The 26929-nt window shown below is 44.6% G+C and carries 26 protein-coding genes; 8 read left to right on the forward strand and 18 right to left on the reverse strand.

The window, feature by feature from the left end; genetic code table 11:
• Positions 1–51 precede the first annotated feature (51 nt).
• The 5 genes from ugpC to AB4517_RS00575 all read right to left on the reverse strand — a co-directional run bounded on the left by ugpC (position 52) and on the right by AB4517_RS00575 (position 5556).
• A complete protein-coding gene (gene ugpC, locus AB4517_RS00555) occupies positions 52–1362 on the reverse strand; it encodes a sn-glycerol-3-phosphate ABC transporter ATP-binding protein UgpC (RefSeq protein ID WP_372147686.1) in 1311 nt (436 codons plus the stop codon).
• Complete coding sequence (gene ugpE / locus AB4517_RS00560) at positions 1352–2194, reverse strand: sn-glycerol-3-phosphate ABC transporter permease UgpE (RefSeq protein WP_372147688.1); 843 nt, start codon at positions 2192–2194, stop codon at positions 1352–1354. The genes ugpC and ugpE overlap by 11 nt, the downstream gene beginning before the upstream one ends.
• Positions 2195–2232: 38 nt before the next feature.
• Complete coding sequence (locus AB4517_RS00565) at positions 2233–3114, reverse strand: ABC transporter permease subunit (protein WP_017060567.1); 882 nt, start codon at positions 3112–3114, stop codon at positions 2233–2235.
• A 242-nt stretch (positions 3115–3356) separates the two neighbouring features.
• Positions 3357–4649, reverse strand: a complete 1293-nt coding sequence (locus tag AB4517_RS00570; RefSeq protein ID WP_372147690.1) for an extracellular solute-binding protein — start codon at positions 4647–4649, stop codon at positions 3357–3359.
• A gap of 304 nt (positions 4650–4953) precedes the next feature.
• Positions 4954–5556, reverse strand: coding sequence for a 2OG-Fe(II) oxygenase (locus AB4517_RS00575; RefSeq protein ID WP_017071587.1), 603 nt, complete (start codon positions 5554–5556; stop codon positions 4954–4956).
• Positions 5557–5942: 386 nt separating this feature from the next.
• Here AB4517_RS00575 and AB4517_RS00580 point away from each other — a divergent pair, with 386 nt between their 5' ends.
• Entirely contained in the window at positions 5943–6731 is a 789-nt protein-coding gene (locus tag AB4517_RS00580) for an MBL fold metallo-hydrolase (RefSeq protein ID WP_372147691.1), read from the forward strand.
• A gap of 146 nt (positions 6732–6877) precedes the next feature.
• On the opposite strand, the gene AB4517_RS00585 is transcribed toward AB4517_RS00580, so the two are convergent.
• A complete protein-coding gene (locus tag AB4517_RS00585; protein ID WP_004740039.1) occupies positions 6878–7306 on the reverse strand; it encodes a RimK/LysX family protein in 429 nt (142 codons plus the stop codon).
• 32 nt (positions 7307–7338) lie between these two features.
• Complete coding sequence (gene rimK, locus AB4517_RS00590) at positions 7339–8244, reverse strand: 30S ribosomal protein S6--L-glutamate ligase (protein ID WP_004740040.1); 906 nt, start codon at positions 8242–8244, stop codon at positions 7339–7341.
• 602 nt (positions 8245–8846) lie between these two features.
• Between rimK and AB4517_RS00595 the strand changes: the two genes are divergently transcribed.
• Both AB4517_RS00595 and AB4517_RS00600 read left to right on the forward strand, forming a co-directional pair.
• Positions 8847–10631 (forward strand): SgrR family transcriptional regulator, encoded by a 1785-nt coding sequence (locus AB4517_RS00595; RefSeq protein ID WP_372147692.1) that lies wholly within the window; start codon positions 8847–8849, stop codon positions 10629–10631.
• A gap of 187 nt (positions 10632–10818) precedes the next feature.
• A complete protein-coding gene (locus AB4517_RS00600; protein WP_029235615.1) occupies positions 10819–11880 on the forward strand; it encodes an MBL fold metallo-hydrolase in 1062 nt (353 codons plus the stop codon).
• Positions 11881–11991: 111 nt separating this feature from the next.
• Here the strand turns inward: AB4517_RS00600 and AB4517_RS00605 are convergent, their stop codons facing one another.
• Positions 11992–12417, reverse strand: a complete 426-nt coding sequence (locus AB4517_RS00605) for a MarR family winged helix-turn-helix transcriptional regulator (RefSeq protein ID WP_017060573.1) — start codon at positions 12415–12417, stop codon at positions 11992–11994.
• Positions 12418–12514: 97 nt separating this feature from the next.
• Between AB4517_RS00605 and AB4517_RS00610 the strand changes: the two genes are divergently transcribed.
• The 4 genes from AB4517_RS00610 (at position 12515) to AB4517_RS00625 (ending at position 15864) form a co-directional block, all read left to right on the forward strand.
• Entirely contained in the window at positions 12515–13006 is a 492-nt protein-coding gene (locus AB4517_RS00610; RefSeq protein ID WP_372147693.1) for a DUF2798 domain-containing protein, read from the forward strand.
• A 33-nt stretch (positions 13007–13039) separates the two neighbouring features.
• The gene (locus tag AB4517_RS00615) at positions 13040–13345 is read left to right on the forward strand and encodes a DUF3861 domain-containing protein (RefSeq protein WP_371725550.1); all 306 of its coding nucleotides are present in this window, start codon (positions 13040–13042) and stop codon (positions 13343–13345) included.
• 206 nt (positions 13346–13551) lie between these two features.
• Positions 13552–14316 carry a hydratase gene (locus tag AB4517_RS00620; RefSeq protein ID WP_372147695.1) on the forward strand — a complete coding sequence of 255 codons (765 nt, stop codon included), beginning with the start codon at positions 13552–13554 and terminating at the stop codon, positions 14314–14316.
• A gap of 189 nt (positions 14317–14505) precedes the next feature.
• Positions 14506–15864, forward strand: a complete 1359-nt coding sequence (locus tag AB4517_RS00625) for a Na+/H+ antiporter NhaC family protein (RefSeq protein ID WP_102398607.1) — start codon at positions 14506–14508, stop codon at positions 15862–15864.
• A 201-nt stretch (positions 15865–16065) separates the two neighbouring features.
• On the opposite strand, the gene AB4517_RS00630 is transcribed toward AB4517_RS00625, so the two are convergent.
• The 3 genes from AB4517_RS00630 to AB4517_RS00640 all read right to left on the reverse strand — a co-directional run bounded on the left by AB4517_RS00630 (position 16066) and on the right by AB4517_RS00640 (position 19786).
• Positions 16066–17226 (reverse strand): multidrug effflux MFS transporter, encoded by a 1161-nt coding sequence (locus tag AB4517_RS00630; RefSeq protein ID WP_372147697.1) that lies wholly within the window; start codon positions 17224–17226, stop codon positions 16066–16068.
• A gap of 311 nt (positions 17227–17537) precedes the next feature.
• Complete coding sequence (locus tag AB4517_RS00635; protein ID WP_372147698.1) at positions 17538–17918, reverse strand: hypothetical protein; 381 nt, start codon at positions 17916–17918, stop codon at positions 17538–17540.
• 155 nt (positions 17919–18073) lie between these two features.
• On the reverse strand, positions 18074–19786 hold the full coding sequence (locus tag AB4517_RS00640) for a pseudouridine synthase (protein WP_372147699.1): 1713 nt from the start codon (positions 19784–19786) through the stop codon (positions 18074–18076).
• Between the two features lie 291 nt (positions 19787–20077).
• On the opposite strand from AB4517_RS00640, the gene AB4517_RS00645 reads away from it, so the two are divergent.
• On the forward strand, positions 20078–20530 hold the full coding sequence (locus AB4517_RS00645) for an NUDIX pyrophosphatase (protein ID WP_372147701.1): 453 nt from the start codon (positions 20078–20080) through the stop codon (positions 20528–20530).
• A gap of 17 nt (positions 20531–20547) precedes the next feature.
• On the opposite strand, the gene AB4517_RS00650 is transcribed toward AB4517_RS00645, so the two are convergent.
• The 7 genes from AB4517_RS00650 to AB4517_RS00680 all read right to left on the reverse strand — a co-directional run.
• The gene (locus AB4517_RS00650; RefSeq protein ID WP_372132892.1) at positions 20548–20985 is read right to left on the reverse strand and encodes a bifunctional diaminohydroxyphosphoribosylaminopyrimidine deaminase/5-amino-6-(5-phosphoribosylamino)uracil reductase RibD; all 438 of its coding nucleotides are present in this window, start codon (positions 20983–20985) and stop codon (positions 20548–20550) included.
• A gap of 125 nt (positions 20986–21110) precedes the next feature.
• Positions 21111–21665, reverse strand: coding sequence for a nucleotidyltransferase family protein (locus AB4517_RS00655; RefSeq protein ID WP_108207690.1), 555 nt, complete (start codon positions 21663–21665; stop codon positions 21111–21113).
• Positions 21665–21952 carry a putative quinol monooxygenase gene (locus tag AB4517_RS00660; protein ID WP_017088686.1) on the reverse strand — a complete coding sequence of 96 codons (288 nt, stop codon included), beginning with the start codon at positions 21950–21952 and terminating at the stop codon, positions 21665–21667. The genes AB4517_RS00655 and AB4517_RS00660 overlap by 1 nt, the downstream gene beginning before the upstream one ends.
• Before the next feature lie 979 nt (positions 21953–22931).
• Positions 22932–23789, reverse strand: a complete 858-nt coding sequence (locus AB4517_RS00665) for a hypothetical protein (RefSeq protein ID WP_372147703.1) — start codon at positions 23787–23789, stop codon at positions 22932–22934.
• Positions 23789–24643, reverse strand: a complete 855-nt coding sequence (locus AB4517_RS00670) for an ABC transporter ATP-binding protein (protein ID WP_017060586.1) — start codon at positions 24641–24643, stop codon at positions 23789–23791. The genes AB4517_RS00665 and AB4517_RS00670 overlap by 1 nt, the downstream gene beginning before the upstream one ends.
• The gene (locus AB4517_RS00675) at positions 24640–25011 is read right to left on the reverse strand and encodes a GntR family transcriptional regulator (protein ID WP_372147704.1); all 372 of its coding nucleotides are present in this window, start codon (positions 25009–25011) and stop codon (positions 24640–24642) included. The genes AB4517_RS00670 and AB4517_RS00675 overlap by 4 nt, the downstream gene beginning before the upstream one ends.
• Before the next feature lie 222 nt (positions 25012–25233).
• The coding region (locus tag AB4517_RS00680) for an EAL domain-containing protein (RefSeq protein ID WP_372147705.1) at positions 25234–26929 on the reverse strand (1696 nt) is incomplete at its 5' end.

Here is a 26929-nt window from a genome sequence, read left to right on the forward strand (position 1 = left end):
ATCCTTCTTAAAGACGCACCGTAAAAACGCATTAAATATCAGTGTACTCGATTAAGCGAGGGCCGTCGTTATGCTTGTCGTCTCTTCGCGTGACTCTTGTGAAGTAAAGTTATTCGGCTGAATACGCTTCCCACGACTGTCAAAAATATGCAGGTTGGATTTATTAATGCTTACTCCGAGCGGCAGTACTTGGCATAGTGTCGTTTCTGGCGTGACGGCGATAAAGGGTTGGTCGTTCACCAGGCCATGAACCAATTGATTTGGCCCTAAAGGCTCAACCACGCTGATGCGTAATTCAAGCGGCAGCGCGTTCATGACTAAATCGGCACAAACCTCAGAGTGTTCTGGCCGAATACCAAGTGTGATGGATGTGTTTTTTACGTGGGCGTATTCGGGCAAGTACATTTGCTGGTCGCCAATTTCAAGGTAGCCGTCGTCGAGTGTTGCTGGTAAGAAATTCATCGCGGGGCTGCCAATAAAGCTTGCCACAAAGGTGCTGGCAGGCTGGTGGTAGACTTCTCTTGGTGTGCCGACTTGTTCTATTTGGCCTTTGTTGAGAACCACAATTCTATCTGCCAGTGTCATGGCTTCGACTTGGTCATGAGTCACGTAAATACTGGTTACGCCTAGCTCGCGTTGTAGCTTTTTGATTTCTAACCTCATGTGAGCGCGCAATGAGGCATCTAGGTTAGACAAAGGCTCGTCAAACAGGAACAGTTGAGGGTCGCGTACAATCGCTCGTCCCATAGCAACGCGCTGGCGCTGACCACCCGAAAGCTTGGCTGGCTTGCGGTCTAGGTACTCTTCGATCTTTAGTGTCTTGGCGACTTTCTCAATCTTCTCTTCAATTACGTGTTGGCTGACACCTCGGTTCTTTAAACCATAAGCGAGGTTTTTGTATACCGTCATGTGAGGGTAGAGTGCGTAATTTTGAAAGACCATTGCGATATCTCGTTGAGCTGGCTTTTCGTTATCAACACGGCGGCCACCTAAGTGAATCTCTCCGCCAGAGATGCTTTCCAACCCCGCAATTGAACGTAGGATAGAAGACTTGCCGCAGCCCGATGGGCCAACCAATACAAGAAATTCACCCTTTTCGATCTCAAGCGAGACATCTTTCACTGCACGATGACCATTCTCATAAGTCTTTACCAAGTTTTTGATGCCTAACATGGTAGGTGCTTTGTGCGTATGGTTGTGAGTGGCTTGGGTGTGCCCTAACGTTTGTTTTAACTTTGGCATCGGGGTGTCCTCTGTATTTTTGTGGATGGCTTGGTGAGAAGGCAGGTGAGATATCTTGTACTCAGCGAGTGATTGAATGCGGTTATCGTTCATTTGAGTTGTGTCGTTATTATTTTTCACTTTCTACTAGCCCTTTTACAAACCAACGCTGAAATACAACCACTACTAAAACGGGTGGCAACATAGCTAAAATCACCATGGCAAAAACATAGTCGTAGCGCGGTAAACTGGTTTCATTGATGTTGTTGAGTACTTGTTTGATGCCCATCACGATGGTGTTGTAGCCTTCGTCCGTGGTCATCATGATTGGCCACAGATATTGGTTCCAACCCACCACAAACATGATGATGAAGATTGCGGCAATCATGGTTTTAGACAGTGGCAATAAGATGTCGACAAAGAATCGAAACGGACCTGCGTTATCTAGCTGAGCGGCTTCTAACAATTCATCGGGGATGGTTTTGAAGAACTGCCTAAAAAAGAACGTCGCGGTGGCTGAGGCGATCAAAGGCAGAATTAAACCTGTGTAGCTATTAAGCAGCCCAAGCCTTGCGACAACTTCATAGGAAGGGATAATGCGCACTTCTAATGGCAGCAAAAGCGTCACGAAGATCAACCAGAACCAAGCTGTAGCATAAGGCAGTCTGAAGTAGACCAAAGCATACGCGGCCATCATCGAAATGATGATCTTACCGATCGCAAAACCTAGCCCCATGATCATCGAGTTGGCGATCATTTTGCTGGCGGTGACTTCGCCACTGAAGCCCATGCTTTTGTTCCAAGCTTCGCTATAAATGGCCGTAAAGTTATCGCCTGGCAGCCATTGCAGGCCCTCGCTGACAATGGTGTTCGGGTTATGCGTCGAGCTGGCGAAGATTAGCCAGATAGGGACCAACATAAACAGCATCCCAGTAATTAAAATTAGGTGGTCAGAGACCTTATTACTTTTCATAAATAACTCCTGTCGCGTTAAAACCTAACTGTGATGGGCTAGTAGTGAACACGCTTTTCAACAACGCGAAACTGGATAAATGTAAGAGTGAGGACCAGCAGTAACAGCACAACAGATTGTGCGGAGCTGCCGCCTAAATCTGCGCCAACAAACCCGTCTCGATACACCTTGTACACCAACGACGTTGTGCCGCCACCCGGGCCGCCATTGGTCATGGTGTCGATCACGCCAAAGGTTTCAAAGAACGAGTAGGTGAGGTTGATGACCAGTAGGAAAAATCCGGTTGGCGCGAGTAGCGGAAAAGTAATGGTCCAGAAACGTTTCGAGTCGCTGACACAATCGAGCATCGCCGCTTCTTTTACGGCGTAAGAGATCGATTGAAGCCCAGCCAGAAAGTAGATGAAATTCACCGAAACCTGTTTCCAAACCGAAACCAAAATCAGAGCAAACGTGGCATCCAAAGGGTCGGTCTGGAAGCTAAAGTCCCAACCTATAACCGCAAATATCTCGGCAAACACGCCAATATGTGGGTTAAACAAGAAAGCACCGATTACGCCTGCAATCGCAGGGGCAACCGCGTAAACCCAAGTGAGAGTGACCTTGTAAGCGCCTTGTCCGTGAATGATGTTGTCGGCTTTAACCGCGAGCAGTAGCGCTAAGGCAAGCGATAAGAAAGAGACCACGATTGCGAACATTAATGTGAAGCCAATCGAGTTCAGATACTCGCTCGATTCGAATAGCATCTGATAGTTTTCGAACCATACGAATATCGATGAGGTGCCCCAAGGGTCTTCTAGCATGAAGGACAGGTAAACTGCCTTTGCCGCAGGGTAGATAAAGAAAACCGCAATGATGAGTATCTGAGGCGCCAAAAATAGGTAAGGCAGCGGAGAGTGAAAGAATTGCTGACGTCGTTCCACAGGGTAATCCCCAAAAATTAGTGACTGTTATCACTGTTAGTTACGGTGAGCTCTAGCGCTATAGCAAAGGAATGCATCCAGTTGAGTTGTAGTTTTTGGAGCAAGAAATGGCGCTAGTGAAGAATCTCCTCACTCCTTGCCATTACGTTTTTAATGACGCAGTGACAAGTGGTGAGGAGCAATGAACGGCTTTGGTTTGTTAAGCCTTTAGCTCAGTAATCTGCTTTGGTTAAAAAGCCAAATTAGTTCATCGTACGAGCGAAGCGTTTCAGCAGTTTGCTGCTCTCATCTTCGACTTTATCTAGGCTATTCTCGACGCTAGAGCGGTCAGCGAAGATATTGTCGAACTCACGATGCATCACTTCACGAATTTGAGGGTAGTAACCTAAGCGGTAGCCCTTAGTCCATTCGCCCGATTTTAGGCTTAGCTGCTTAACGCCCACTTCTGCATCTGGTTGTTCGTTGTAGTAGCCAGACTCTTTCGCTAGCTCATAGGCAGCCGTTGTTACAGGTACATAACCAGTGGTTTTGTGCCAGTAGACTTGAGTTTCAGGCTTAGTCAGGTAATCAAAGAACGCTGCGACACCTTTGTCTTGTTGTTGGTCATGGCCATTGAGTGCAAACAGAGCTGCGCCGCCAATGAAGGTTAAGCCTGCGTCTGGGTTAACCGATTTCCAGTATGGAAGGTATGTGGTGCCGAGTTCGAAAGGTACGCGGTTACGTAAGCCACCGAATGAGCCTGAAGAACCCATCCACATCGCCACTTCTTGGCGCTCGAAAGGGGTTTGGTTTGCATCCCAGTCGCTGCCGTAATACTTGTAGTAACCTAGATCTGACCACTCTTTCATCTTGCTAACGTGCATCATCATGTCTTTGGTGTTGAACATGATCTTAGTGGACAAGCCATCGTAGCCGTTGTTTTGATCTGCGACTGGCAGGTTGTGGCGAGACTTTAAGTTCTCGAACATGATCCACGGCGTCAGAGATTGAGAAAACGCGATGTGTCCTTCAGCCTTCAGTTTCTTAGCGACCACTTCTAGTTCTTCATAAGTTTTAGGCGCGTCTGCACCCACTTCCGCGAGAAGATCTTTGTTGTAGTAAAGAACCGGTGTCGAACTGTTGAAAGGCATACCAACCATCTTGCCTTGGTTGTCGGCATAGAAGTTACGAACGCCCGCTAGGTAGTCGTTTGAATTAAAGTTGTAACCCGACTCAACCAGAATATCCTGTACCGGTTTCGCGACGTCTTTCGCGTTCATGATGGTTGCTGCGCCTGCATCGAAGACTTGCAGAATATTGGGTGCTTCACCTGCTCGGTATGCCGCGATACCGGCTGTTAAGGTCTCTGTGTATGAACCTTTGTAGATTGGCGTGATCTCGTAATCATCTTGTGACGCATTAAAGTCGGTCGCAATTTTGTTTACTGTTTCTCCAAGCTGGCCGCCCATTGCGTGCCACCAAGTGACTTGAGTCGTTGCGAACGCTGGCATTGCCGCTGTCGCAGAAAGAACGCCTGCCAAAATTAGCTTATTCATCTTCGTTTCCTTTTGGATGAAATCGATGTCGAGGTATTGGATTAGAGTGTTAACGAGACGGTAGGGGTGTCGTTTGAAGCTATCTTGAACAGGGCGTATTTCACTTAAGTGGCTAAACCGTTTCACTGATATGAAAGATTCATTTCGATTTCATTTAAGAGAAAGTTATTGATGGTTTTAATATTTATTGCGTGCGGTTTTTAAGAGGTATGTTGTTCAATACTCGCTCAATATTTGTTCCATAAAAAAGCCTCTCGAAGGAGAGGCTTTGAATAAGCTAGAGCTTGTTATAATCGGCTTTGTTCTAGTGTGCGATATCGAGTTGGTTGTCTTTCACGCCGTTAATACGGAACCAACCTGCAATACTGAATCGCTCTGTGTTTGTCGGCAGTACCTCGTGTGGGAACTGTTCAGATAAGAACACAAATAAGCGGCCTGACTTTGGTGGAATGGTCGCGATGTGGTTGTCTTTTAGGTCGTAAACCACAAGTTCACCAGCGTCTTCTTCTGTCCACTCATCATTCATATAGAACACAGTGGTCAGGCGGCGGTTTTCATTGCCCTTGAAACAGTCTAAGTGCTTCTGGTAGAAGTCGCCTTTTTCGTATTTAGCAAAGTGCGCTTCGTACTCGAACAGACCCAAAAAGAACGCTTGGTTTGCCGCTAAACGAATTTGTTCCATTTTGTCTAGGAACAGAGATGCTGGCTGACCCATATCGCGGCGCACCCATTGAATCTTGTCACTACGAATGGTCGACTCTCGCGTTACTTCATCGTTACGGCCAATCCTAGCCTTTTTCCAGTTCTCTGGAATGCAATCCCTCAATGCCACCACTTCTTCTTGAGTTAAGAAGTCATCCCAAACGAAATAACCTTGGGTAGAAAGAGCATCGATTAATTGGTTCATGTATAGCACTCAGACAATAAATTAGAGGCGCATATATAGTCCTAATAACTCAGGCCAACAAATCACATGTTTTGTCGTCACGATAAAACATGTGGAGGCTAGAGTAGCAAGGCCTATAGAGTAAGGTTTACGGCAATGCGGGCATTCGATAATGCTGAAAAATATCGGATGAAATTGATGGCAATCTTTGGAATCTGTTCCCGTTGCATTGAGTTGAATTGGCTTTGAGTAACATTGAATTTGAGTGATTTAGTGGATTCCAATAGAAATCTTGATTCGAGTTCTCTATCCGTTTTTAGATTGTTGCTTTTAACAAAATGATCACAATTTAAGTCGAATTTGCTATTGTGTAGGTCTGACCAGTTGTTTTATCACAAGGAGCGGTTTTGCAACTCCATACCATCAAAGGTTATATCCAAGACATGTATCTCGTAGAGTACCCAGACAGGTTGCTGTTACTTGATGGCGCGTGCCGTGCGGATATACCCCATCTTAAAGCTTTCATTGAAGATGAGCTTGGCCGTGAATTTAGCGACCTACACACTGTAGTTGTGACGCACATGCATCCCGATCATGCAGGCGCTGCGCATACGCTCAGAAAGCTGACGAACTGTAACTTGGTGGCAGCAAACAGAGACAAGGATTGGTATCACGGCATCGATGGCATTTTGATGCACCTGACCGACTTAGCGCTTGCTAGGTGGATGGCGAACCGCTTAGGCAAGCCTAAAGCAAACCTATGGTATTCAAGAAAGTTAAAGCCGGATTACAAGCTGTCTGATGGGGATAGCATTCCGGGATTTGATGATTGGTTGGTTCTAGAAACCCCGGGCCATACCGACCGTGATCTTTCTGTCTATTGCCCATCACACAGCGTGGCTTATGTAGCCGATTTAATGGTCGAGGTTAAGAAGAAGCTGATTCCGCCATTTCCTATCTTTCACCCTAATAAGTATCGAGCGTCTGTATCGCGTATTTACGACATGCAGCTTGATACCTTGCTGGTGGCACATGGCGGGCGAGTCGATTTCAGTCAGAAGGCTTTTGAACATCTGCTGATGAGTGCCCCAAGAAGGCCTGTTACACATTGGCGAGTGACGAAAATCAAAACCAAGAAATTACTGTTATCGATTGGGCGATTTGGTTTTCAATCTCATGGTAAATCGAAGAAATAGATCAGAAGTCTGAATGCAAAGTCGTGTATTCAGAGCTGAAAGTAGAAATAGAAAAATAGATAGCAATAAGGCCAGTCATGAGACTGGCCTTATATCGTTGTGAGTAGCTTTAGTTATAACCTGTGGAGCGGTTACGATGACTCGGATTAGTGAGTCAGCAGGAATTCACCCGCAGGGTCAACAATCACTTTGTCACTCATGCCTTGACGTCCAAGCAACATCATGTAAGTCATGTCTTGACGGTTGCTTAGCGTGATATCGATCGGCCATTGTTGGCCACCGATTCTTAGCATGGTTTCAATCACGCAACGGTGTTCAACTTCGCCGTTAGATGATTTAATTTTCTTACTTGTTTTCAGTTTCGCCTTGCAGCGCACCGTCTCTTCTAGGTGATAAACGTCTGGGTGAAGGTCGAACTCTACGAATTTCTCACCATTTGATTTAACACATAGTAGATTGTCTACGTGTAGAGAAGAGGTTTTAGCCCCTGTATCAACACGTGTATGTAGTCCAGTTATCCCTAACTCTGGTAAGCAAAGTGCTTCGGTATTCCCTATGATCATTTTATTGTTCATTTTCTTTCCAATCATGAGTTATCGGTATTCAATCAGCCCTTGCCACGAGTACGGTTAGCGTTTGGTTTTGCATTCTTCTCGATGAATTCGAAAATCATGTCTGCTACATCTTTACCCGTTGCTTTCTCGATGCCTTCTAGGCCTGGAGAAGAGTTTACTTCCATTACTACTGGGCCGTTCTTAGATTGTAGGATATCTACACCACATAGGTTTAATCCCATGATTTTCGCTGCATTGATTGCTGTTGCGCGCTCTTCTTTGGTTAGTTTAACCAGCTGAGCAGTGCCGCCACGGTGCAGGTTAGAGCGGAATTCACCTTCACCAGCTTGACGCTTCATTGCAGCAATTACTTTGTTGCCAACAACAAAACAACGGATGTCTGCGCCATTTGCTTCTTCAATGAACTCTTGAACCAAGATGTTCGCTTTTAGGCCCATGAACGCTTCGATAACGCTTTCTGCTGCTTTGTTTGTTTCTGCTAGTACAACGCCGATACCTTGAGTGCCTTCAAGAAGCTTGATCACAAGTGGCGCGCCGCCTACGTTTTTGATCAGGTCTTGAATCTTGTCTGGGCGGCTAGCGAAACCTGTTTTTGGTAAGCCAATACCTTTACGAGACAACAGTTGTAGTGAGCGCAGTTTGTCGCGAGAGCGACTGATTGCTACTGACTCATTGATACAAAAAGTGCCCATCATTTCAAATTGGCGAACAACCGCAGTTCCGTAAAAGGTAATGGAAGCGCCAATACGTGGAATAACAGCATCGTATTGAGGTAGCTCTTCACCCATGTAGCGAATCTTCGGATTGTTACTCGCGATATCTATATCACAGTGCAACGTGTCGATAACATCGACCTGATGACCACGTGCTTCTCCAGCCTGCTTTAGACGAGCGGTAGAGTATAGATTTTCGTTGCGAGAAAGAATTGCGATACGCATGGCGTTTCCTTAGTTAATACCTGATTGGTAACTGCAAATAAATTAGTTGTTAGCTGAGCTTTCAGTTTTTTCTGAGGCTCCTTGCTTGCTTCGGGGCGAACCTTAAGGCTTTTCGTTCAACTAAGAAAACGAATTAAATTTGTCGAGTCGACAACGGAAATTTATCGATTGTGTGAGCTATTGGTACAGCAGGCTTGAGAGGGGAATTGGAATGGAAAAGCGAGTTGAGACCTAACTCATATTGGGGGTAGGAGCATATTAGGTTGTACCCAACTCGCGTTTACTCGGTGCTAAAAAGTGTACTAATAACGCCAGTTACATAGATCTAAAAGTGTTCGTAGTGCTTCTCTTTCGAGCTTACTGCAGGTGCTTTTTAGCTTGTTAAGATAGTATTTTCTCATGGTCATTACTCTCTCTGGTTAGGCTTTATTTACAACCTATGGTTTGTTGCTGACCCGTTCATTATGGATAATTAAGAGGAACTAAAAAACAGATGTTATTTTTATTGGTTGTTCCTGTTTTGGTCGCATTACACTACTTTTTGATGAATGTGTTTTATAATGGGCTTAATTAGGAAGAGCTATCTTTAAAAGGTTCATTATTTGTCTGATCTAAACATGATGCGTTACTACACGCGGCTAGAGTCGTTCGAGCCAAACATTTCTCATTCAGTCACCCTAGCCGAAGTAGCGGATATGCTGTTTACAAGCTTGCGTCACGCTCGAACCTTACTTGGTAAGATGCATCAAGCTGAATGGGTGGTGTGGGAGCCAAAAGTTGGCAGGAATCAACGCTCTAACTTAACACTGCGTTTTAGCAATTCAGAGTTGGCGCAGCATGTTGCAAGTAAACTGATAGAGCAGGGCAAGTACGAAAAAGCACTTTCCATATTGGATAATGACCGCGCTGTGTTTGGTTCTTTACTGCAAGAAACTTCCGGCGCGACCATGCGTGAAGGGCTTCTGCACGTTCAATTAACCTATAAGCGTAAGTTTGAGGATTTGTTTCCGCACCATATACACCGCAGTAGCGAACGATTTTTGATCAGACAGGTTTTTAGCTGCCTAGTGACGTGTAATGGTAAAGGTGAGTTAAAGCCTGAATTAGCTCACCATTGGGAATATAACACTGAGCAACTGGTTTGGACTTTCTATCTGCGCCCGGGACTTACTTTCCATGACGGGCAACCTGTGGATGCTAAGCAATTAGTTTCGATGTTTTCTGCGTTGCAAACCTTACCTTTCTATCAGACAGAGCTAGCCCATGTCGCTTCAGTTTACAGTGAGCAGCCATTGAGGATCAGCTTTCAACTCACCAAAGCAGATACCGGCTTTGCTGGTTTACTTGCTGGCGTTAAATATTCGATTCAACCCGCAGCGCAAGTCACCCGTGAACCGTCGCCATTAAGTACCGTGTCCCATGCTGTTATTGGAACCGGCCCATTTAAAGTGGTTGATGCCAACAACGAACGAATCAAGCTCGCCGCATTTGAGCATTATTATGGTTGTCGCTCGTTAACCGATGAGGTGACCATCTGGCAGTTTGAGGAATCAATGACGGGCACTGCTCGTTTCGATGATAGCCAAATGCACGTATCGCCTTATGAAGATTCTTCTTGCTTCCATCAATTAGGGAAAAGCGATGCGGACCTTGTTTCAGCAGACACAGACGGCCTTCGTAGCCGAGTCGAGGATGGATGCTTGTTTATCCTGTTCAATCAGAACTCAGCGGCTAGCCCACTAAATAATGAGCAGCGCAAATACCTTTCACAACTGACCAACCCACAAGCGATTTTGTCTCAGCTGGAACACAACAAGGGTTTGTTTAGTGTCTCTTTAGCTCAAAATATACTGCCAAGTTGGCAGAAATTGTATCGAACGCCTTCGAAAGAGGCACAAATGCCGGAAAAGATGAGTATTGCGGTTTACGACTATTATGCGTTGTATCGATGTGCGATTTGCGTATCCGATATACTCAAACGATATGGTGTGGAAGTTGAGGTGAACACCTACAGTTTTCGAGAGTTGGCGCAGCTCTCTCAGAGTGGCGAGTTAAAGGAGGACTTGGTGCTGTGTAACTTGAACCTCGATGACAATGCCCCGTCTTCGCTGTTCTCGTGGATGATGAACGACCCTGTATTGCATTCCGCGCTCGGAGAGATGAACAGTGATTGGCTTAAACAGCGCTTAGATCATCACAAAGCCTCAGTTGAACTGCCGAATTACTTGGCAGAGTTGGAGCCTGTTGCATCGACGTTGATTTCTGATTATTGGCTAGTGCCTATGTTCCATCACCTACAAACCGTGCGTTTTCAAGGCATTTTGAAAAACGTGGCCATTACCAACTGGGGATGGCCAGATTTCAAGAATGTATGGTCTGCTGATTAACCTTTCTGACTAGCTAAATAACTAAGTTAACTCGTTGCCAAAGTTGGTTTTTCCAAAATCGACTTTGACACGCTTACGTCTAGATAAATTAAAAATTACACTCTGTGGTTTACTTTTTGGTTTTGGTATGTAAACTAGTCAGTGTAGTTTTTGAGTTGGGTCTTTCCCAACGGTTGAAGAGATACCAATGAAAAAATATCTATTACCGATTTTAGGAGTACTTGCCGTGGTCGCTATCGTAAGCACAGGTTCACAATCAAATGACAATCTAGATAAGCTTCCAAAGAAGTTTGCTAACAGTGAGTTAGAGTACAAATCGGGCATGTCTGATATTTTTTCAATCTTGAAAGCGTATGTAACCGTGGAAAGAAATGAGCCAGTGCCACGTGCTGCATTGCCTTTGATTCCGATGACAGCCGAGCAATTGATCGAAGAGACAGAAGACGTTGCGTACCGCTTAGGTCACTCAAGTGTGATGATGAAGCTAGATGGCAAGCTAGTGATGACTGACCCTGTGTTCAGTGATCGAGCATCACCAGTGCAATGGATGGGGCCAAAGCGCTTTCACCCAACCCCAATCTCACTGCAAGATCTACCTGACATCGATGTGGTAGTGATCAGCCATGATCACTACGACCATTTAGACAAAGGTGCCGTGAAGGTATTAGCCGACAAAGTAGGGACGTTCTTAGTGCCATTAAGAGTGGGCGCACTGTTGGAAAAGTGGGGCGTGGATAAAGAGAAGATCATCGAATTGAACTGGTGGGAATCGGCAACGGCCTCAGACATTGAGTTCACGTTGACACCGACACAGCATTTCTCTGGTCGTGGCTTGCTTGATCGTGACCAAACACTGTGGGGCAGTTGGGTTATTAACGCTTCAGACAAGAAAGTCTTCTTTAGCGGTGATTCTGGTTACTTCAATGGCTTTAAAGAGATTGGCGACCGTTTTGGGCCGTTTGATTTAACCATGGTTGAAACGGGTGCGTATAATTCACTTTGGGCGGATATTCATATGTTCCCAGAACAGAGTGTTCAGGCACACATTGATCTGCAAGGTAAGGTGATGATGCCAATCCACAACAGTACCTTCGACCTTTCTATGCATGATTGGCAAGACCCAATGGAACAAGCACTGGCGATAAGCAAAGAGCGAGATGTACAAATGGTAAGCCCGGTGATGGGTGAACGTTTGGTGATCTCAGAGCCTGTACCTGTTCAGGCATGGTGGAAACTAGCATCGAATTAGAGCTGTCATCCAAATAGACATAGCTAAACCACTAAGCTGTACAACCCAACTTATACACGAAACGCCACCGATCTTACGATTCGGTGGCGTTTTTTAGTTTTATTTTTAAGATCAGCTTTCTAAGTTCTGCGCCATTTTCTTCGCAATTTTTCTGAATTGTTCTAACTCGTCTTCGGCCATGCCTTTGGTCATTCTCTTCAGCATGTCTCGATCGATATCCGAGACCTTACTCATGATCTCTTGACCCTTATCAGTCAGAACCAATAACTGGCTGCGCTTGTCTTCCGGGTTCGGAGACTTCTTCACAAGTTCCTGATTGATCAAGGCATTAATGAGCCGAGTGACCTGTGCTTTATCACGATCTAGGAAGTGTGCGATATCGATAGCGGTACATGGAGACTTCTTAGTAATGATCTTCATGACACGAATGTTCATAGGTGCGATCTCTGAGTCTAAGCTCTCAATCTGTTCGCTCATTTGACGTTTCAAAGAGTGCACTAGACGAAAGATTGATTCTAGCGATGTGTTATCAGACATAAACTATCCTTAGAAATGTAGTTGACATTATCAACTACTGTATTTATAGTTGACATTATCAACTTAATTGTTCATAAATTCAAGACAGGAAATAGATATGACGATTCAAGTAACTCTAACGCCAACTCTTCCTGAGCAAAAAGGCACACCGGTTTTATACAAAGTTTTGGTCATGATGAGCTTAATGCTGACGATTGGCGGCAGTTTAACGGCTGTGATGACTTACATGAATGTCGGATTCGGCGAGGAATTTATTGGCAACTGGCTTTCTTCGTTAGCCCTTGTTGTCGTGATCATGATACCAATGGGCACGGTGATGATGGCTTTAGTCACCAAAGCCGTTGCTAGAGTGTTCACAACTTATAGCGAGGAAGTTCGCAACCTGATCGTAGGACTGATCATGGCATTCATAATGGAGTCCATGATGGCATTTGTAACAGCGGCAAATAACATTGGATTTTCGGATACATCGGAGTTTACCAGTGGATGGTTTAATGGATTTATTGCCGCACTTCCCATTGGCCTTGCGATCATGGTCGTGATGTCGATGACGGTTAAACCTAAGCTCGAACGATTCATGAAGAGCTAGCCAAAACATTTCACAGCATTGTAGGAGATCCACATGAAAGCATTTACAGGCAAACACAATAACTACCGCATCACTATTGAAGAAGTGAGCGTTAAAGAAGACCGCGAACTTCAAACCATGCAGTTTGAAATTGAAGACAGAGAAAACATGTTCGCGGTTGTTGAGAAGATCAAACAAGACAGCGGCTTAGATGAGCAATCAGCAGCACGACTGGGTGTGGGTATCCGCTTACTTGGTCCATTGATGATGCAAGATAGAAAACATCCTCTGTTTGTTAATTTTATGCCTCACTTCAGAGACTTCATGCAAAACCTTAAGAAGACCTTGAAAGGGCAGTAAAGCCTAATCATCAGTAACACATCGAAAAGCCAGTAACGAACTTACTGGCTTTTGTTGTCTTTAAATCAAAATAATTTCAGTTGTTTGCGTCTAGAATATGCGAAAATTTATAGCTGAATTCTCGGTGTAGCACCGTTGTTGAATTGTCTATTCAAGCTTTAAAAAATCCGATATTATACTGGTCATAAAACTAAAGGTGGTATTATATGACAAATGTATTTAAACAAGCAGCTGAAGAACTGTTGAGTCGTCGCGTTGCTGGCACCAAAGCACCAAGATTGGACGAGCAGTACCGTCCGAATAACTTGGAAGATGCGCTAAAGATCCAATCTTCAATGATCGATTTGAAAAACGATAAAGTCGGCGGTTGGAAGTGCTTACTTCCTCTGGCTGAAAACAAGTTTGTTGTTGCGCCAATCTTCTCGGGCAGCGTTCAACAAGGCGAAGTTTGTGAACTGTTTGCAGACAACGATGTAGTACGCGTTGAGCCTGAAATCGCATTTACGCTTGCTAAGAGCCTGCCTGCAAGCCAAGAAGGCTACAGCGAAGAGCAAATCAACGAAGCGATTGGTTCTTGCCACATGGCACTTGAGTTAATGCAGTCTCGTTTTGCGGATGACAGCGGCGCTGAGTTCTATGAAAAGCTGGCCGATGGCCTAGTAAACCAAGGTCTATTTATTGGCTCTGAGATTGATCGCGAAAAAGCGTTCACTTCTGCAGAGATCAGTATTGAAGTGACTCAAGGCGAGCAAGTTCAAGCATTCGACGGTAAGCACCCGAATACACTGCCACCAAGCCCAATTTACTGGCTGATTAACTACATGACACGTCGTGGTGTTGATTTCCAAGCGGGTGAAGCCATTATCACGGGCTCTTACTGCGGTATCGTGGAAATGGAATTCGATAAACCAACGACCTTCCACTACGAAGGCATTGGTGAATACCAAGTAACGTTCAAGCAGAAACGCTAACTTCTAGCGGCGCACTATCTGTTATCGAAAGGCTGTTTACTGATGAGTAAATAGCCTTTTTTATTACGTGATGCTCAATAGGGTTCTTATTACTTTGCATTAAATTAGGCGTTTAGACGTCTAGACGTTGACAAGTTCTAAGTGTGACATTAGTCTGCTCACCTTCCTGTTCTATTGTGTTGTCGTTCCATGTCCAATTCAAAAAATTCTAACGCGGTAATTGCCCCTTCTGCAGTGGCGCTTATCCCTCTGATCGTTTTCCTTGCGCTGTTTATTGGCGTGGGTACATACCTGTCGCTACAAGGCGTCGATTTTGCTTTCTATCAACTTCCAGCTCCGATTGCGGCTCTGCCTGCTGTGATGTTAGCGTTGCTATTGAGCAAAGATAAATTGAACCGTGCGATTGAGCAGTTCTTAGGTGGCGTGGGTCACAAAGACATTATCGCAATGTGTATGATCTACCTATTGGCGGGTGCTTTTGCTGCTGTGGCTAAAGCTTCTGGTGGCGTGGACGCGACGGTAAACCTTGGTCTATCGGCTATCCCAACGAGCATGATCCTACCGGGCATCTTCCTTATTTCGGCGTTCATTGCGACAGCAATGGGCACCTCTATGGGTACTATCGCTGCGGTTGCTCCTGTTGCACTAGGCATTGCTGACTCAGCTGGTATGAGTATTCCTCTAACCGCTGGCGTAGTGCTAAGTGGCGCTATGTTTGGTGACAACCTTTCTATCATCTCTGATACCACGATTGCCGCGACACGCTCGCAAGGCTGTGAGATGAGAGACAAGTTTAAAGAGAACATCCGTATCGCACTTCCTGCTGCACTAATCGCGATTGTTATCTTTGCTTTCAACAGCACAGCAACTCAAGTTCCTGAAACAGGCCCAATTGAATGGCTGAAAGTCCTTCCGTACATCACTATCCTAATCCTTGCGGTATCGGGCATGAATGTGTTCGTTGTGTTGACGATTGGTATCTTGCTAGCGGGTGGAGTGAGCCTAGGTTCTATTGAGAACTACGGTATGACGGATTACGCTCAAGATATCTACGCAGGCTTTGGCAACATGCAAGAGATCTTCTTACTGTCGATGCTGATTGGTGGTTTGAGTGAGCTGATGCGTCGCCAAGGTGGATTAGCATTTCTGACTAACTTAGTGAGCGGTTTGATTCGTGCATTTGGTTCTTCTCACTCTAAGCAAGCGAATGGCCGCGCAAGTGAGCTAGGCATTGCAGGCTTGGTATCAATGGTGAACCTATGTACGGCAAACAACACCGTAGCAATCATTGTTTCTGGTAGTGTGGCTCGCCAATTAGCTGAAGAGAACGATGTATCTCCACGCCGCTCTGCAAGCTTATTGGATATTTTCTCGTGTGTGATTCAAGGCGTATTGCCTTACGGTGCTCAGGTATTGCTGTTAGGTTCGGTATTTAACCTATCGCCTTTGGATATTGTAGCTAACTCTTACTACTGTTTTGCTCTTGCAATCGTGGCTGTGGTTGCTGTGTTTATTAAACACCCAGCACGTCAAGTGGCTCAAGCTTAGTAATAATTGACCAAACTGAGTGCTCACTGGCTCTGATAAGAAGGCTCCTTAATAGGAGCTTTTTTGTGCGTGAAACTCATGGCTTGAAAATTCAATGTACGTCTTCAAATACAAGAAAACCGCCTATGTAGACGGTTTCTAATTTCGTTATAGCGGTTTTCAAGTTTATTGTAGTGTGAATGACAATTAGGCTTGAGAGCTTTAATTCAGCTTATTAGTCACGAACTCTTTGTTTCTGACCATTAGCCACATCAGGCCGCCTAGCGTACCGATGGATAATTGGATAAAGCCTAGGTTTTCAATCAGTGACTCTGGGCGGATTGAAACTAATACCATGCCAAGCGAGCCACAAATCATGCTGAAGAACTGTATCAGTGCGACGGCAGAGCCCGTGTCATGATCTTGTTGATTCAACATCAAGTTGGTCCCCGGTACTCGCATGATGATCGCCATTAATGTCGCTGGTGCAGCGATGAACATGAAGAACCAAGGGGACAGGTCGCCAATGGTTAGGGTGAAGATTCCCGCAAGCGCTAATAAAGCAAAACATCCTGAGATGACCTGTTGAACCGGCATTCGGTAGGACAACTTCATGTAAATTGTTGGACCAAATGAGGCGCACAATGCATTGAATGCGAATGCGTAACTAAACTGTTGTTCGGTCAATCCAAAGTGATCGATGTAGATATAAGAACCCGCCGCAAGAAAGCCCATCAACGCCATCGGTATGATAGAGAAAATGACCAGTAGCTTGAGGAACGAGCTGTTTTTCATGACCACGCCCATTCTTCCCCATGAGCGGAACATAGAACCTTGGTATTTGGTTTCGAGCGTTTCTCGATAGCAGCAAGCTAATACTGACGCAAATGCACCAAAAATGGCGAGCGTGACAAACATCATTCGCCAAGACGCAATTTTCAGTAGAAAGGCACCAAATACAGGCGCAACCATTGGCGCGATGATCACCAGTGACATGATAGTCGCCATGATCTTTTCACGTTCTCGGCCATCATAAAGATCTTTGACAATGGCGGTAGCGATAACGGTGATAGCACTACCAGCAAAGGCTTGGAATACACGAGCACCAATTAACTGTTCGATGCTATTGGTCATCGCGCACAATATGCTCGCGACCATATAACCCGCTAATCCAATTAATAGGATCGGCTTACGACCGAATTTTTCGCTGAGCGGCCCCCAGAACAAAAGACCGATGGCGTAAGTAACGAAGTAGCTGCTCAGGGTTAGGTTGACCATGGATCGGTTAGTATTAAACACCTCGACCATCTGCGGAAGCGCAGGTAGGTAAAGGTCGATGGTCAATGGAGGGAAAGCACTTATTATGACGAGAAAAAATAGCATACCGGTCTTTCCCAGTACTGGTTGTGGTCTCTTCAAGGTGGCTCTCCGTTGTCCAAAATAGGTTTTTAATTGGTGTGATATTGCTATACAGAAGGCTAAGGCACGTCAGACAAGAAGGATAGAGTCGTTCAAGAATATGGTGAAAGTAACGATGAACTTATCTCTAATGAGTTCGAATCTACGAAGTCGGTCTGTGCACTGAATTGTATTACAAAACATTATTGCTTTTATAGCTAACGAGTTCAATCAGTTAGTAGCAGTGTAGCTTGTAATCGCCAGCGACACATTGTAATGATTATCGACTTGGCTTGTTATCTTTTCTTTGGGCGTTTTTCGACTAAACCGTTACGCTCTAAACCACGTCGAACGCTGCTGCATAGTTTACCAAAGCGGCGCAGTTCTTCGAAGTTAGGGCCTTGGCCAATGGAAATACTGTGCTCCCAATACATTAACTCGCTGTCGACCATCTCAAGTAGTTTCTTAGAGCAACCCGAGCAATTTCCTTTTGGACCATAGATAAACGTCTCTGACTCGTAAAGTGGGAGTTCGTTTTTAACTTCTTCAATTAAGTTAAGCATTGCCGAGTTTAAGTCTGGCTTTTTGGATGTAATTGGCTTCAAGCTTGGTGCTTGAGCTGCAATTAATGGGGAAGTCAGTTTGTTAGGTTGTAAATTCAAAGCAGCTGATGACATATCAAAGGCCTCAAGGAGAGAAGAAGGTGGGCATGCTACTCTTCACAACAAAGTGAATCTTGATGTAGTGCAATAAGCGTGGAGATATACCCAAAAGAGGTAGGAGCCACAAGCGGTTGTGACTCCTTATCAAAGCTCGCTACTAATGAGAGATTTTAGAATTCAGCGTCGAACTGGAATTCCATCCACTCTTTGGTGACTGGGTGGTGCAGCGCAAGTCTTTCTGCGTGTAAGTGCAATCGGTCGGCTTTATTGCCATACAAGCCGTCACCGACGATAGGCATGTTAAGGCCTTCTTGGTGTGAACAGTGAACACGCAACTGGTGTGTACGCCCTGTTTTAGGATGCAGGTAAACCTTAGTGGTTTGCCCGTTTCGCTCAATCACTTCCCATTTGGTTTCTGCTGGCTTGCCGTGTTCGAAGCAGACAATTTGACGAGGGCGGTCATACAAATCACCACGCAATGGCAGTCGAACATAGCCTTCATTTTCTGTTAGAACGCCTTCAATCATTGCCACGTAACGCTTTTCGACTTCACGAGTAATGAACTGCTTCTGTAAGCTCTTGTTCGCACGTCGTGTGAGAGCGAAGATTAGAATGCCAGAGGTCGCCATATCCAAACGGTGGATAACAAATGGCCCTTCAACATCTTGGTGCATTTCTTGAACACGAGTGTAAGCTGAATCTTTGATGGTTTTACCCGGTACGGATAGAAAACCTGCTGGTTTGTGTACCACAACGATGTGATCGTCTTGGAACAGGATATCGAGGTCTTTGCCTTCAGCTGGGTTTTCTAGCAATGGGTTGGGATCGACTTCTAAGCCTTTCATCATGTGACCTAAAATCGGTACACACTTACTTTGGCAAGACGCGTAGTATTTCTTGTGTTTACGGATTTCCGATTTCGGTGATCGACCCCACCAAAATTCGGCTAGTGCCAATGGTGTGTAACCGTTTAAATACGCGTATTGCAAAAGCTTGGGTGCGGCACACTCGCCAGAACCTGCTGGTGGTATCTTGTTTGGCGTGTCTTCAAAGATTTGGTTCAGATCCTCAATGTTTCCTTCCGCATTCTGGAAAGCGTATTGTGAAAACAACTTGTGTTGAAGCTGATGAGAGATGTGCGCTCTTTGATCTTTTAGCTCAGCCAGTTGAGTGGTGAAAACATCCACTTTAGCCTGCAACACTTGCAGAGTCTGTTCCCAGTTGAGCTTTAGGTACTTCTGCTGGTTCTTGTCGGCAACACTGGCTTTGTTTAGCTCGTTATTTAGCTGTTCGAAAGCTTGCTCATCAAGGTTTACTTTACCTTGTTCACGTTTTTCTTTACGCGTTTTTCGGCCTTCAATAATCAATAGTCGTTGAGCTTCAATCTCTTGCTCAGCTTGCGCTTTTTGCTGTGCCAGTTGCTCGCACAATTCAAGGTATTCAGTATTTGCTTGCAGCGCTTTAAACTCAGCATTTACTGCCATCATGTCGGCTGTGTCTTGATGGAAAAAGCTGTCGCTGCTCAGCATGTCGAACACGGGCGGTACAAAGTGAGGTAATAGGTTTTGGTCGGCGATTTTCCCTGAAAAAGCAGAGAAGTAACCCAATTCACCTTCTGGGCTTTTCACCAGTAACACACCAAACATTTTGCCGCGACCAGCGTCAGAATCCAGTCCGAAGTCATGCTGCCAGTCGGTTTGTGTTTCTAGATATTGTTGAAGCTGATGAGAGGCTATTTCACACAGTGGGTGCGGTTCGTAGTAGAACGGGAATGTGAAACGCTCAGGCAACGAATATGACTCGATCGGCTGTTGAAAACGAGTGAAGCAATGCTCAGGAGTATGGCTGTTTTCTGAGTCGTGCGTTGGTTTTGATGAGTGCATAGTCGTATTAATACTTATATCGTGGTGATAAATGGTTGTGAGTCTACTGTGTATGTTTAAAGGCTTTAAACACAGTACAAGGCGGCGATTCTACTCTTTATCGAAATACGCCTCAAATAAGAAATGGTTCTATTACAGGATAGCTAAGCTAGATGGTTAACACTGAACCCATGAGTTATGGCTTGAACGCCATTAATTGATGAGTAACTTCTCGTTTTTAATCATAGAAGACAATCTAACAAACCAAGGGTGGTAGCCTTGCCGCCCTCTTATTAAAACTAAGGTAACGTTATGATTCCACTCAATACTTCGATTGTTTCCGGTGTCGCTATTTCAGAGAGCGACGGACAAATGAAAATGCTATTAATGAAGCGTGTTAAAGGTGAGTTTTGGTGTCACGTCGCAGGCTCGATTGAAGCGGGTGAAACAGGCTGGCAGGCTATCGTGCGCGAGTTTGAAGAAGAGACCCAAATTAAAGTGGAAGCTTTGTATAACGCGCAGTTTCTGGAGCAGTTTTATGAGGCGCACGTGAATGTGATTCAGCTAATCCCTGTGTTTGCGGTGCTATGCCCACCCAACCAAGCGATTGAACTGAATGACCAACACACCGAGTACCGCTGGTGTAATTTAGAAGAAGCAAAAGCGTTAGCGCCGTTCCCCAACCAACATGCCGTCTACGATCATATTTGGTCGTATTTTGTCGATAAGCCAGTCAATCCGCTTTATCGAGTGAAATTGAACTAATACTGGCTGTTTAAGATCTAGGACTTACCAAGGTAAGGGGCTAAAAAGGTGCTCACTTGCGCTTGGCATAACCCCACATCTACCTTCACACCGTGCGATTCAAGGATCGCAACACCACGACCATTATTGCGAGGGTCTGGGTCTAGCATCGCCACGACTACGTGTTTTACACCTGCTTTAACCAATGTATTGGCGCAAGCGGGAGTTCTGCCAACAAAAGAGCATGGCTCTAAAGTTACGTAAGCGGTAACCCCCTCCATTGTTCCGTCCGTTTTGTCGTTATAACTATTCAGTGCTTCAACCTCGGCGTGGTTTCCGCCGACTTTTTGCGTGTACCCAACAGACACCACCTTATCGTTCTTCACCAAAACGCAGCCTACTGGCGGGTTTGGTTGGCAATCGGGTAGGGCTTGGCGCGAAGCTTCAAGTGCTTGCAGCATATATTGTGGGTTCATGATCGTTACTCAGTATGACGAGGGCGCAGCAGTTGGTGAAGTGCGCGTTTGGTTTGAGAAGTGGGGCATGTTCGATCTGATTGGGTTTTTAGTCAATGGTTTTAGCGTTTGAATTCGACAGCTGGTTAACTGTGACTCATCGTTAACTTGGGCCACTGGGTTAGCCAACCTTTGGATTGCACTCTTTGATCAAAGATATCTCGGCTACGCTTTGGATTGGGTGTGATTTGCAAATCAAACAAACTCTCTAAGCCAAAGGCAGAAATACACTCGATGTTTCCATGGAGGCTTTGTTTCACGGCGACGGCGGTTTCTTTCTCTGGCCAATAACTCATCGCATCCAATGAGCCTTGGTAAGGTTCATCCCCATTTCTAGTGTGCATGTAGGCTTGATTGCGAACTTGCCAATTCAGTTCGGGTAACCGTTGTTTAAGCTGAGCCTCGTATCTAAGATCCGATTCGTAAGAGGTATCAATGGGATCAAAGTAGATCACATCAATATCATTGAATGGAGTCGGGGAGGCATAACCATGCTGGTGATCCCAAACGAGGTTTCTCACAAAGCCCGCAGCGACATAACACTGCGGCAAATCCAACTGAGCGACACAGTCTAAAACCTTCATTCGTAAGGGATCTTGTTTGATCAACGTGACGATGCGTTTGGCTAGCGGATGTATCATTATGATGTCGGAACATCAGTGACTTGGTAATGACGTGTCACGTTCTGGGAGATTTCACCCCATTCAGACGCTTTTACTCGCTGTTGGTGGGCTTCGAATGCTTCTCGGCTAGTGAATTCTTCATAAACTTCAAAGCGATTAGGTTGAAGGGTGCTTTGACTGACTCGAAAAACAATACAACCAGGTTCTTCCAGTGTCAGTTCTTTGTGTACAACCAAGGCTTGTGTGACGGCTTCTAGATCGTTGTCTGGCACTAGAATATGCCCTTGCAGAATTACTTTACTCATAATTACGTCCATTTAATTACGTCTATTTAATTTGGTCCATTACGGCTTTTTTCTATCAAAAGCTCTATCCGTTACAAACATAATCCCATTTTGATGTTGTGACGTATAGGCTAATGTGGCGATTATTTGCTCACATTGAATGCATTTTTAGTTACACCGTAACTTTAGGGGCGATGTAATCAATAAATGATAAGACACTGGAACTAAATCCGCGTTGGTCCGGTCTATTAAATTAGTATCATTGAACTGTATTGATACTGAAATGAATTTGTCATCTGAGAGAACTAACCTTAATTTTGAACAGCGGCTCATAGGATTGAATTGAGCCATAGTTGATATCTAGTTCATACTTTGATGTAAATGGTACTCAAAACTCTATATATTTTGTGATTTGTATCATTGATCTGGGCATCAAACACCGTTAGATTCGAATGGTTGGCAATAAAAATAGCTCATGAAGAGCAGTTAAAGAAAAGGAAATATCCCTTATGAAAAAAATGAGAAGAGCACAGCTTCATCGCGTTCGTATCCAATACTGGAAAGACACGTCAAAAGAAGCATCAAAGAAATAAGCTTTAAATCGTAAAGCTTTAAAAGCTGAAAAGCTGAAAAGCTGAAAAGCTTAATAAAATGTAAAATGCAACAAACTGATTTCATTAGCACTCTCAACGACCTTCATCTGGTCGGCGACTAACGAAATCATCCCCAAAGAGCTGGCAGGCATTAACAACAATGCAATTCAATGTCAGCTCATTAATACCCCCTCTAAGTTTACCTTCGTTTGTTAAACCTGTTACCCCAAACTAAAGCTTGTTCCTTGTTCCTTGTTCCTTGTTCCTTGCTCCTTGTTCCTTGTTATCGCATCCCTGTACTCGTTAACGTCTTGATAATAAAAAAGCTCCCGATTTCTCAGAAGCTTTGATTTAGATTTTGATATCTGATGTGACTGCCCGATAAAGGCTCGTGCTTAGGATAGACTCTAACGTTGGAACAGCGTCTTTAAGCTCACATCGTCCGTTCTATTTAGCTTTAGGCTCAGTAGATAGCCACCAACACCGATTAGTGCGTAAATACCTAAAGATAAAATCGGCGCTTCTGCAATCGCACTTAATGGGTTGCTTGCTATGAGTACATTCATTGGTAATGACGCGATGAGAGATAGGAAGTCATTGATGCCATAGAACCCAAACACTGCGACAGAGAGGAACTTAATCGCATAGCTTGAGATGAAAATGACAAGCAATGGAGAGTTTACCAGCTGCGAAATCGCTAGAGTGACGGTTGCCAGTGGCAATAAAACCAGTGCAACTAACATCATTCGTCCAAAAAACACGACCCAGTTGCTCAGCACATAAAACAGAGATTGATGTTCAACCAATAGCGCCAGTTGTTGTTCACTTGAGACGTTCAATATCCAGAATAGAAAATCTGCGAACAGTACTAACAATGCACAGATAGCCGGAATCACCACTAAACCGAAGCCGAGTTTCACACCGTGAGTCATTGCGTTAGATACCGGCATACTTCTCCAAAACATCGAACTGCCTTCTTGGCGCTCTTTACGCAGCGTTTTAGGGATGTAAAGCGTTGATAGGATCAGTGAAATAAAGCCCGCGCCAAAGTAGATCACTGAGTTGAGGTCTTGTGCGAACTCTCTGTGGATGTCGCTCACGTCACCGTTCACTTGCATTTCGAAGAAAAACTCATGCTGCGCTGCGCCATTGAAGAACAGACTAACGAACAGTAAGAAACCACATAACGCGACAAACAGAGGCAATCGAGTGTTAATTTTGTGCTCGATGAGTTCTTTTTCTAGCATGTAAAAACTTGGATGCATTATGCCTTCTCCGTCTGTGTTGCAAGGAATAGATCTGCGAGACCAACGTTATAGATGTTACCCAGTGATTCAACCTGCGCTTTGTATTGACCTTCCAATAACCACTTAGTGGTGCCCAGGCCTGATTGCGAGGTCAGTGGGTTGAGTTTCTGTATCTCGCTTGAATGGTTATTTGCGACTTCGATAATGAAATAGTCATTTTCGATGTCTTCCATGCTCTTTTGCAGCACACAATGGCCTTGTTTTAAAATCAGAACATCCGTTAATAAATGTTCAATCTCTGAAACCTCATGGCTTGCAATGATCATGGCGCGTTCGCCGTCGTGGAACCACTCAAGTAGATGGCGATAAAAAGTATCGCGGTACAGTAAATCTAGGCCAAGTGTAGGCTCATCTAAGATCAACACTTGGGTGTCAGTCGCGATGATGATCGCAAGGTGAAGTTGTACCTTCATTCCCTTAGAAAGCTGCTTGATAGTCGAAGAGAGCTTGATGTTGGTGCTGCTTAGCGTCTGTTCTGCTTTTTGCTTGTTGAAGCTAGGGTGTACACCTTGGGTGTATCTAAGCAGTTGCTTAACGGTCATCCACTCGGGTAACACGTTAACATCTGAGATGTACGACAAGTGCAGCATGAGTTCTGCATGCTGGTGGATAGGGTGGTAGCCATTAACCTCTATCTCACCTTGATAGCTGTGTCCACCAAGCAGTGATTTGATCAGTGTCGATTTCCCTGCGCCATTATGGCCCAGCAATCCAAGCACTTGCCCTGGTTTTAACTCAAAGCTGATGTTCTCGACACCCACTTGATTTGAATAGGTTTTGGTTACGTTTTTCACGGAAAGTAAAGTACTCATGACTTGTCCTTTATATGTTGTGCTAGCTGTTTCACGAGTTCTTCGACACTCATATCAATGATGCTTAGCGTCTCAGCGATGGCTGGGATCTGTGTGTTGATGAATGATTGGTGTGCAGACTCTTTCAATTTTTGAAGTGCCCCTTCGGCCACATACATGCCTTGGCCGCGTTTTTTCTCTACCAAGCCTTCATCCACCAGTAACTGGTAGCTTTTCATGACAGTAAGGTGGTTGATCTTGAGATCGGCAGCAACCGCACGCACAGAGGGTAATGCTTGTTGCTCTAACCAAACACCTTGAAGAATTTGGTCACTGATCTTTGAGGCAAGCTGCCTAAAAATCGGTTGGTCGTCTTTCCATTCGGTCATAATTAAAACTGCATGGTGATATACATGTGTATAACACTAACCTTTTTATTCGAATTGGCAAGGGTTTTATGAAAATGGATCGGATATTTTTATAGTTGGATAAAGCATGTTTGGCGGGGAGGGTACTTGAAGCCCACATCCTTGTGGGCTTTCAAGCAGCTGTATGAGCGATGATTATTTGAATAGGCAATGGTTGCTCGTCAAGGTTTCTATTAGGGGGGCCTATTGCTCCTCTGAGTCATTGGGCCGGCTATACAGATAGCCTTGATGTAAGTTGTAGCCTAGCTGACACAAGATATATTGCTGCCTGCGCGTCTCGACACCTTCATAAATCATCGTGATATTTGATAAGCGTCCAATCTCAGAGATATTAAGCAATACACCCTGATGGTGCTCTCCTGACTCGATATCCTTAACAAAGCAACGATCCAGTTTTAGATAGGCCGGAGAGATAACATTGATGATTTCGATGTTGTTATTGCCCGTACCAAAGTCATCCAGAGCGATAGTGATACCAAGCTTTTTGATATCCTTAATGTTATCGATAACCTCACATCCATAGCCAATGTTCGAATATTCAGTAATCTCGACGACAAATTCATTCGCTTCCATCGCGGCCAAATGCTCTCTGAGCCTTGCGAAGTTCGACCCCACCAAAGCGCTCGGACACACGTTGACACCATAGATCTCATGGCTGTTGTGTAATTTGGCTTTTCTGACCGTCTCGATGAGCAAGATAGTGTGAAAGGTGAGTAAATTGGTGCGTCTCATGGTGTTGATGAAGCTTAAAACGCCAACGTTACGCACACGAGATAACAACTCGTAGTAGAGAACGCAGTTGTCTTCGGTGTTGATGATCGGCTCTTCTTCAAAGGAGATGTGTTTCCAACGAAACAGGTAGATCACGAAACCCAGAATATAGGAGCGATAAAGCAGGGTGGCGAGTATCAGAGAAAGCGCAATCCATAGTGCAACAATGTCGTCACTGTAGAAGGTGATGGTTGCACCCGTTGGTAGGGAGGTTTGATAGATAGATTTACTCTCTTCGCCAAGGTTTAAGATGTGGTAACCATTCTTCTGGATGGAAATCGAATCGACTAATAGAGGCAATAGTGAGTTCTTGTATCGAGCTTCGATAGATCGTTTAGATATTCGAGCAACCATCTCAATGTCGTGCTCGGTATCCATGAAGCGTGAATAGGCAAAGTCAGCACTATCGTAGAAGTCGTCTAATTGATTGAGCTCTATCATCTTAGAACGTGTTTTAGAGATATAGCAGGAGTCATAAGGTGTGGTCATGACGACAGAGTCAAGGTTGAGCGAGTGCCTTAGCGAGTGCACAGCCCCGTGGCTATCGCAACCGTAGTCCATGACTTCTGCGGCAATGTGTTTGGTGTTCTCACTGTATTCATTCGCAATCTTCGTCGTATAAAGGATTTGGGAAAAGTAGACAACGAATAGGAAAAAGGAAGATATGGTGAACACGGCTATCAGAGCCTTAATCAGTTCTCTATGATAGGTATTGAACATCATTTTCAACATTTCTATCTGACTGGGCTTGAATTGATTGATGTCGTACTTTGGTGCGATGCAGTTTGTAGAGCTCTTATCGAGATCGATGAAGTAACCCACCTTATAAAGGTTAGAGATAAGTTCGCTATTATTATCTATCTTTGCTTTTTTACATAAGTTTCGATACTTCTTTCTTATTGAGGCGATGATGTTTTTTAGTGCATACAAACTAAACTCTTCATCAAAATGTAATTTAAAAGACTCTTCAACATCTCGTGCAGATTGAGGGTTAGATATTGATGAGTGCTCAATAAGATATTTGAATACAAAACTCTCTTTACTATTAAGACTTTCCTCTGATATCTTATTACTGTCTCTTTTTATGTATATTTTTTCTTCATTGTAG

Origin of the sequence: Vibrio sp. 10N.222.52.C3 (assembly GCF_041474195.1) — a bacterium.
In the GTDB taxonomy this organism is placed as follows: domain Bacteria; phylum Pseudomonadota; class Gammaproteobacteria; order Enterobacterales; family Vibrionaceae; genus Vibrio; species Vibrio crassostreae_C.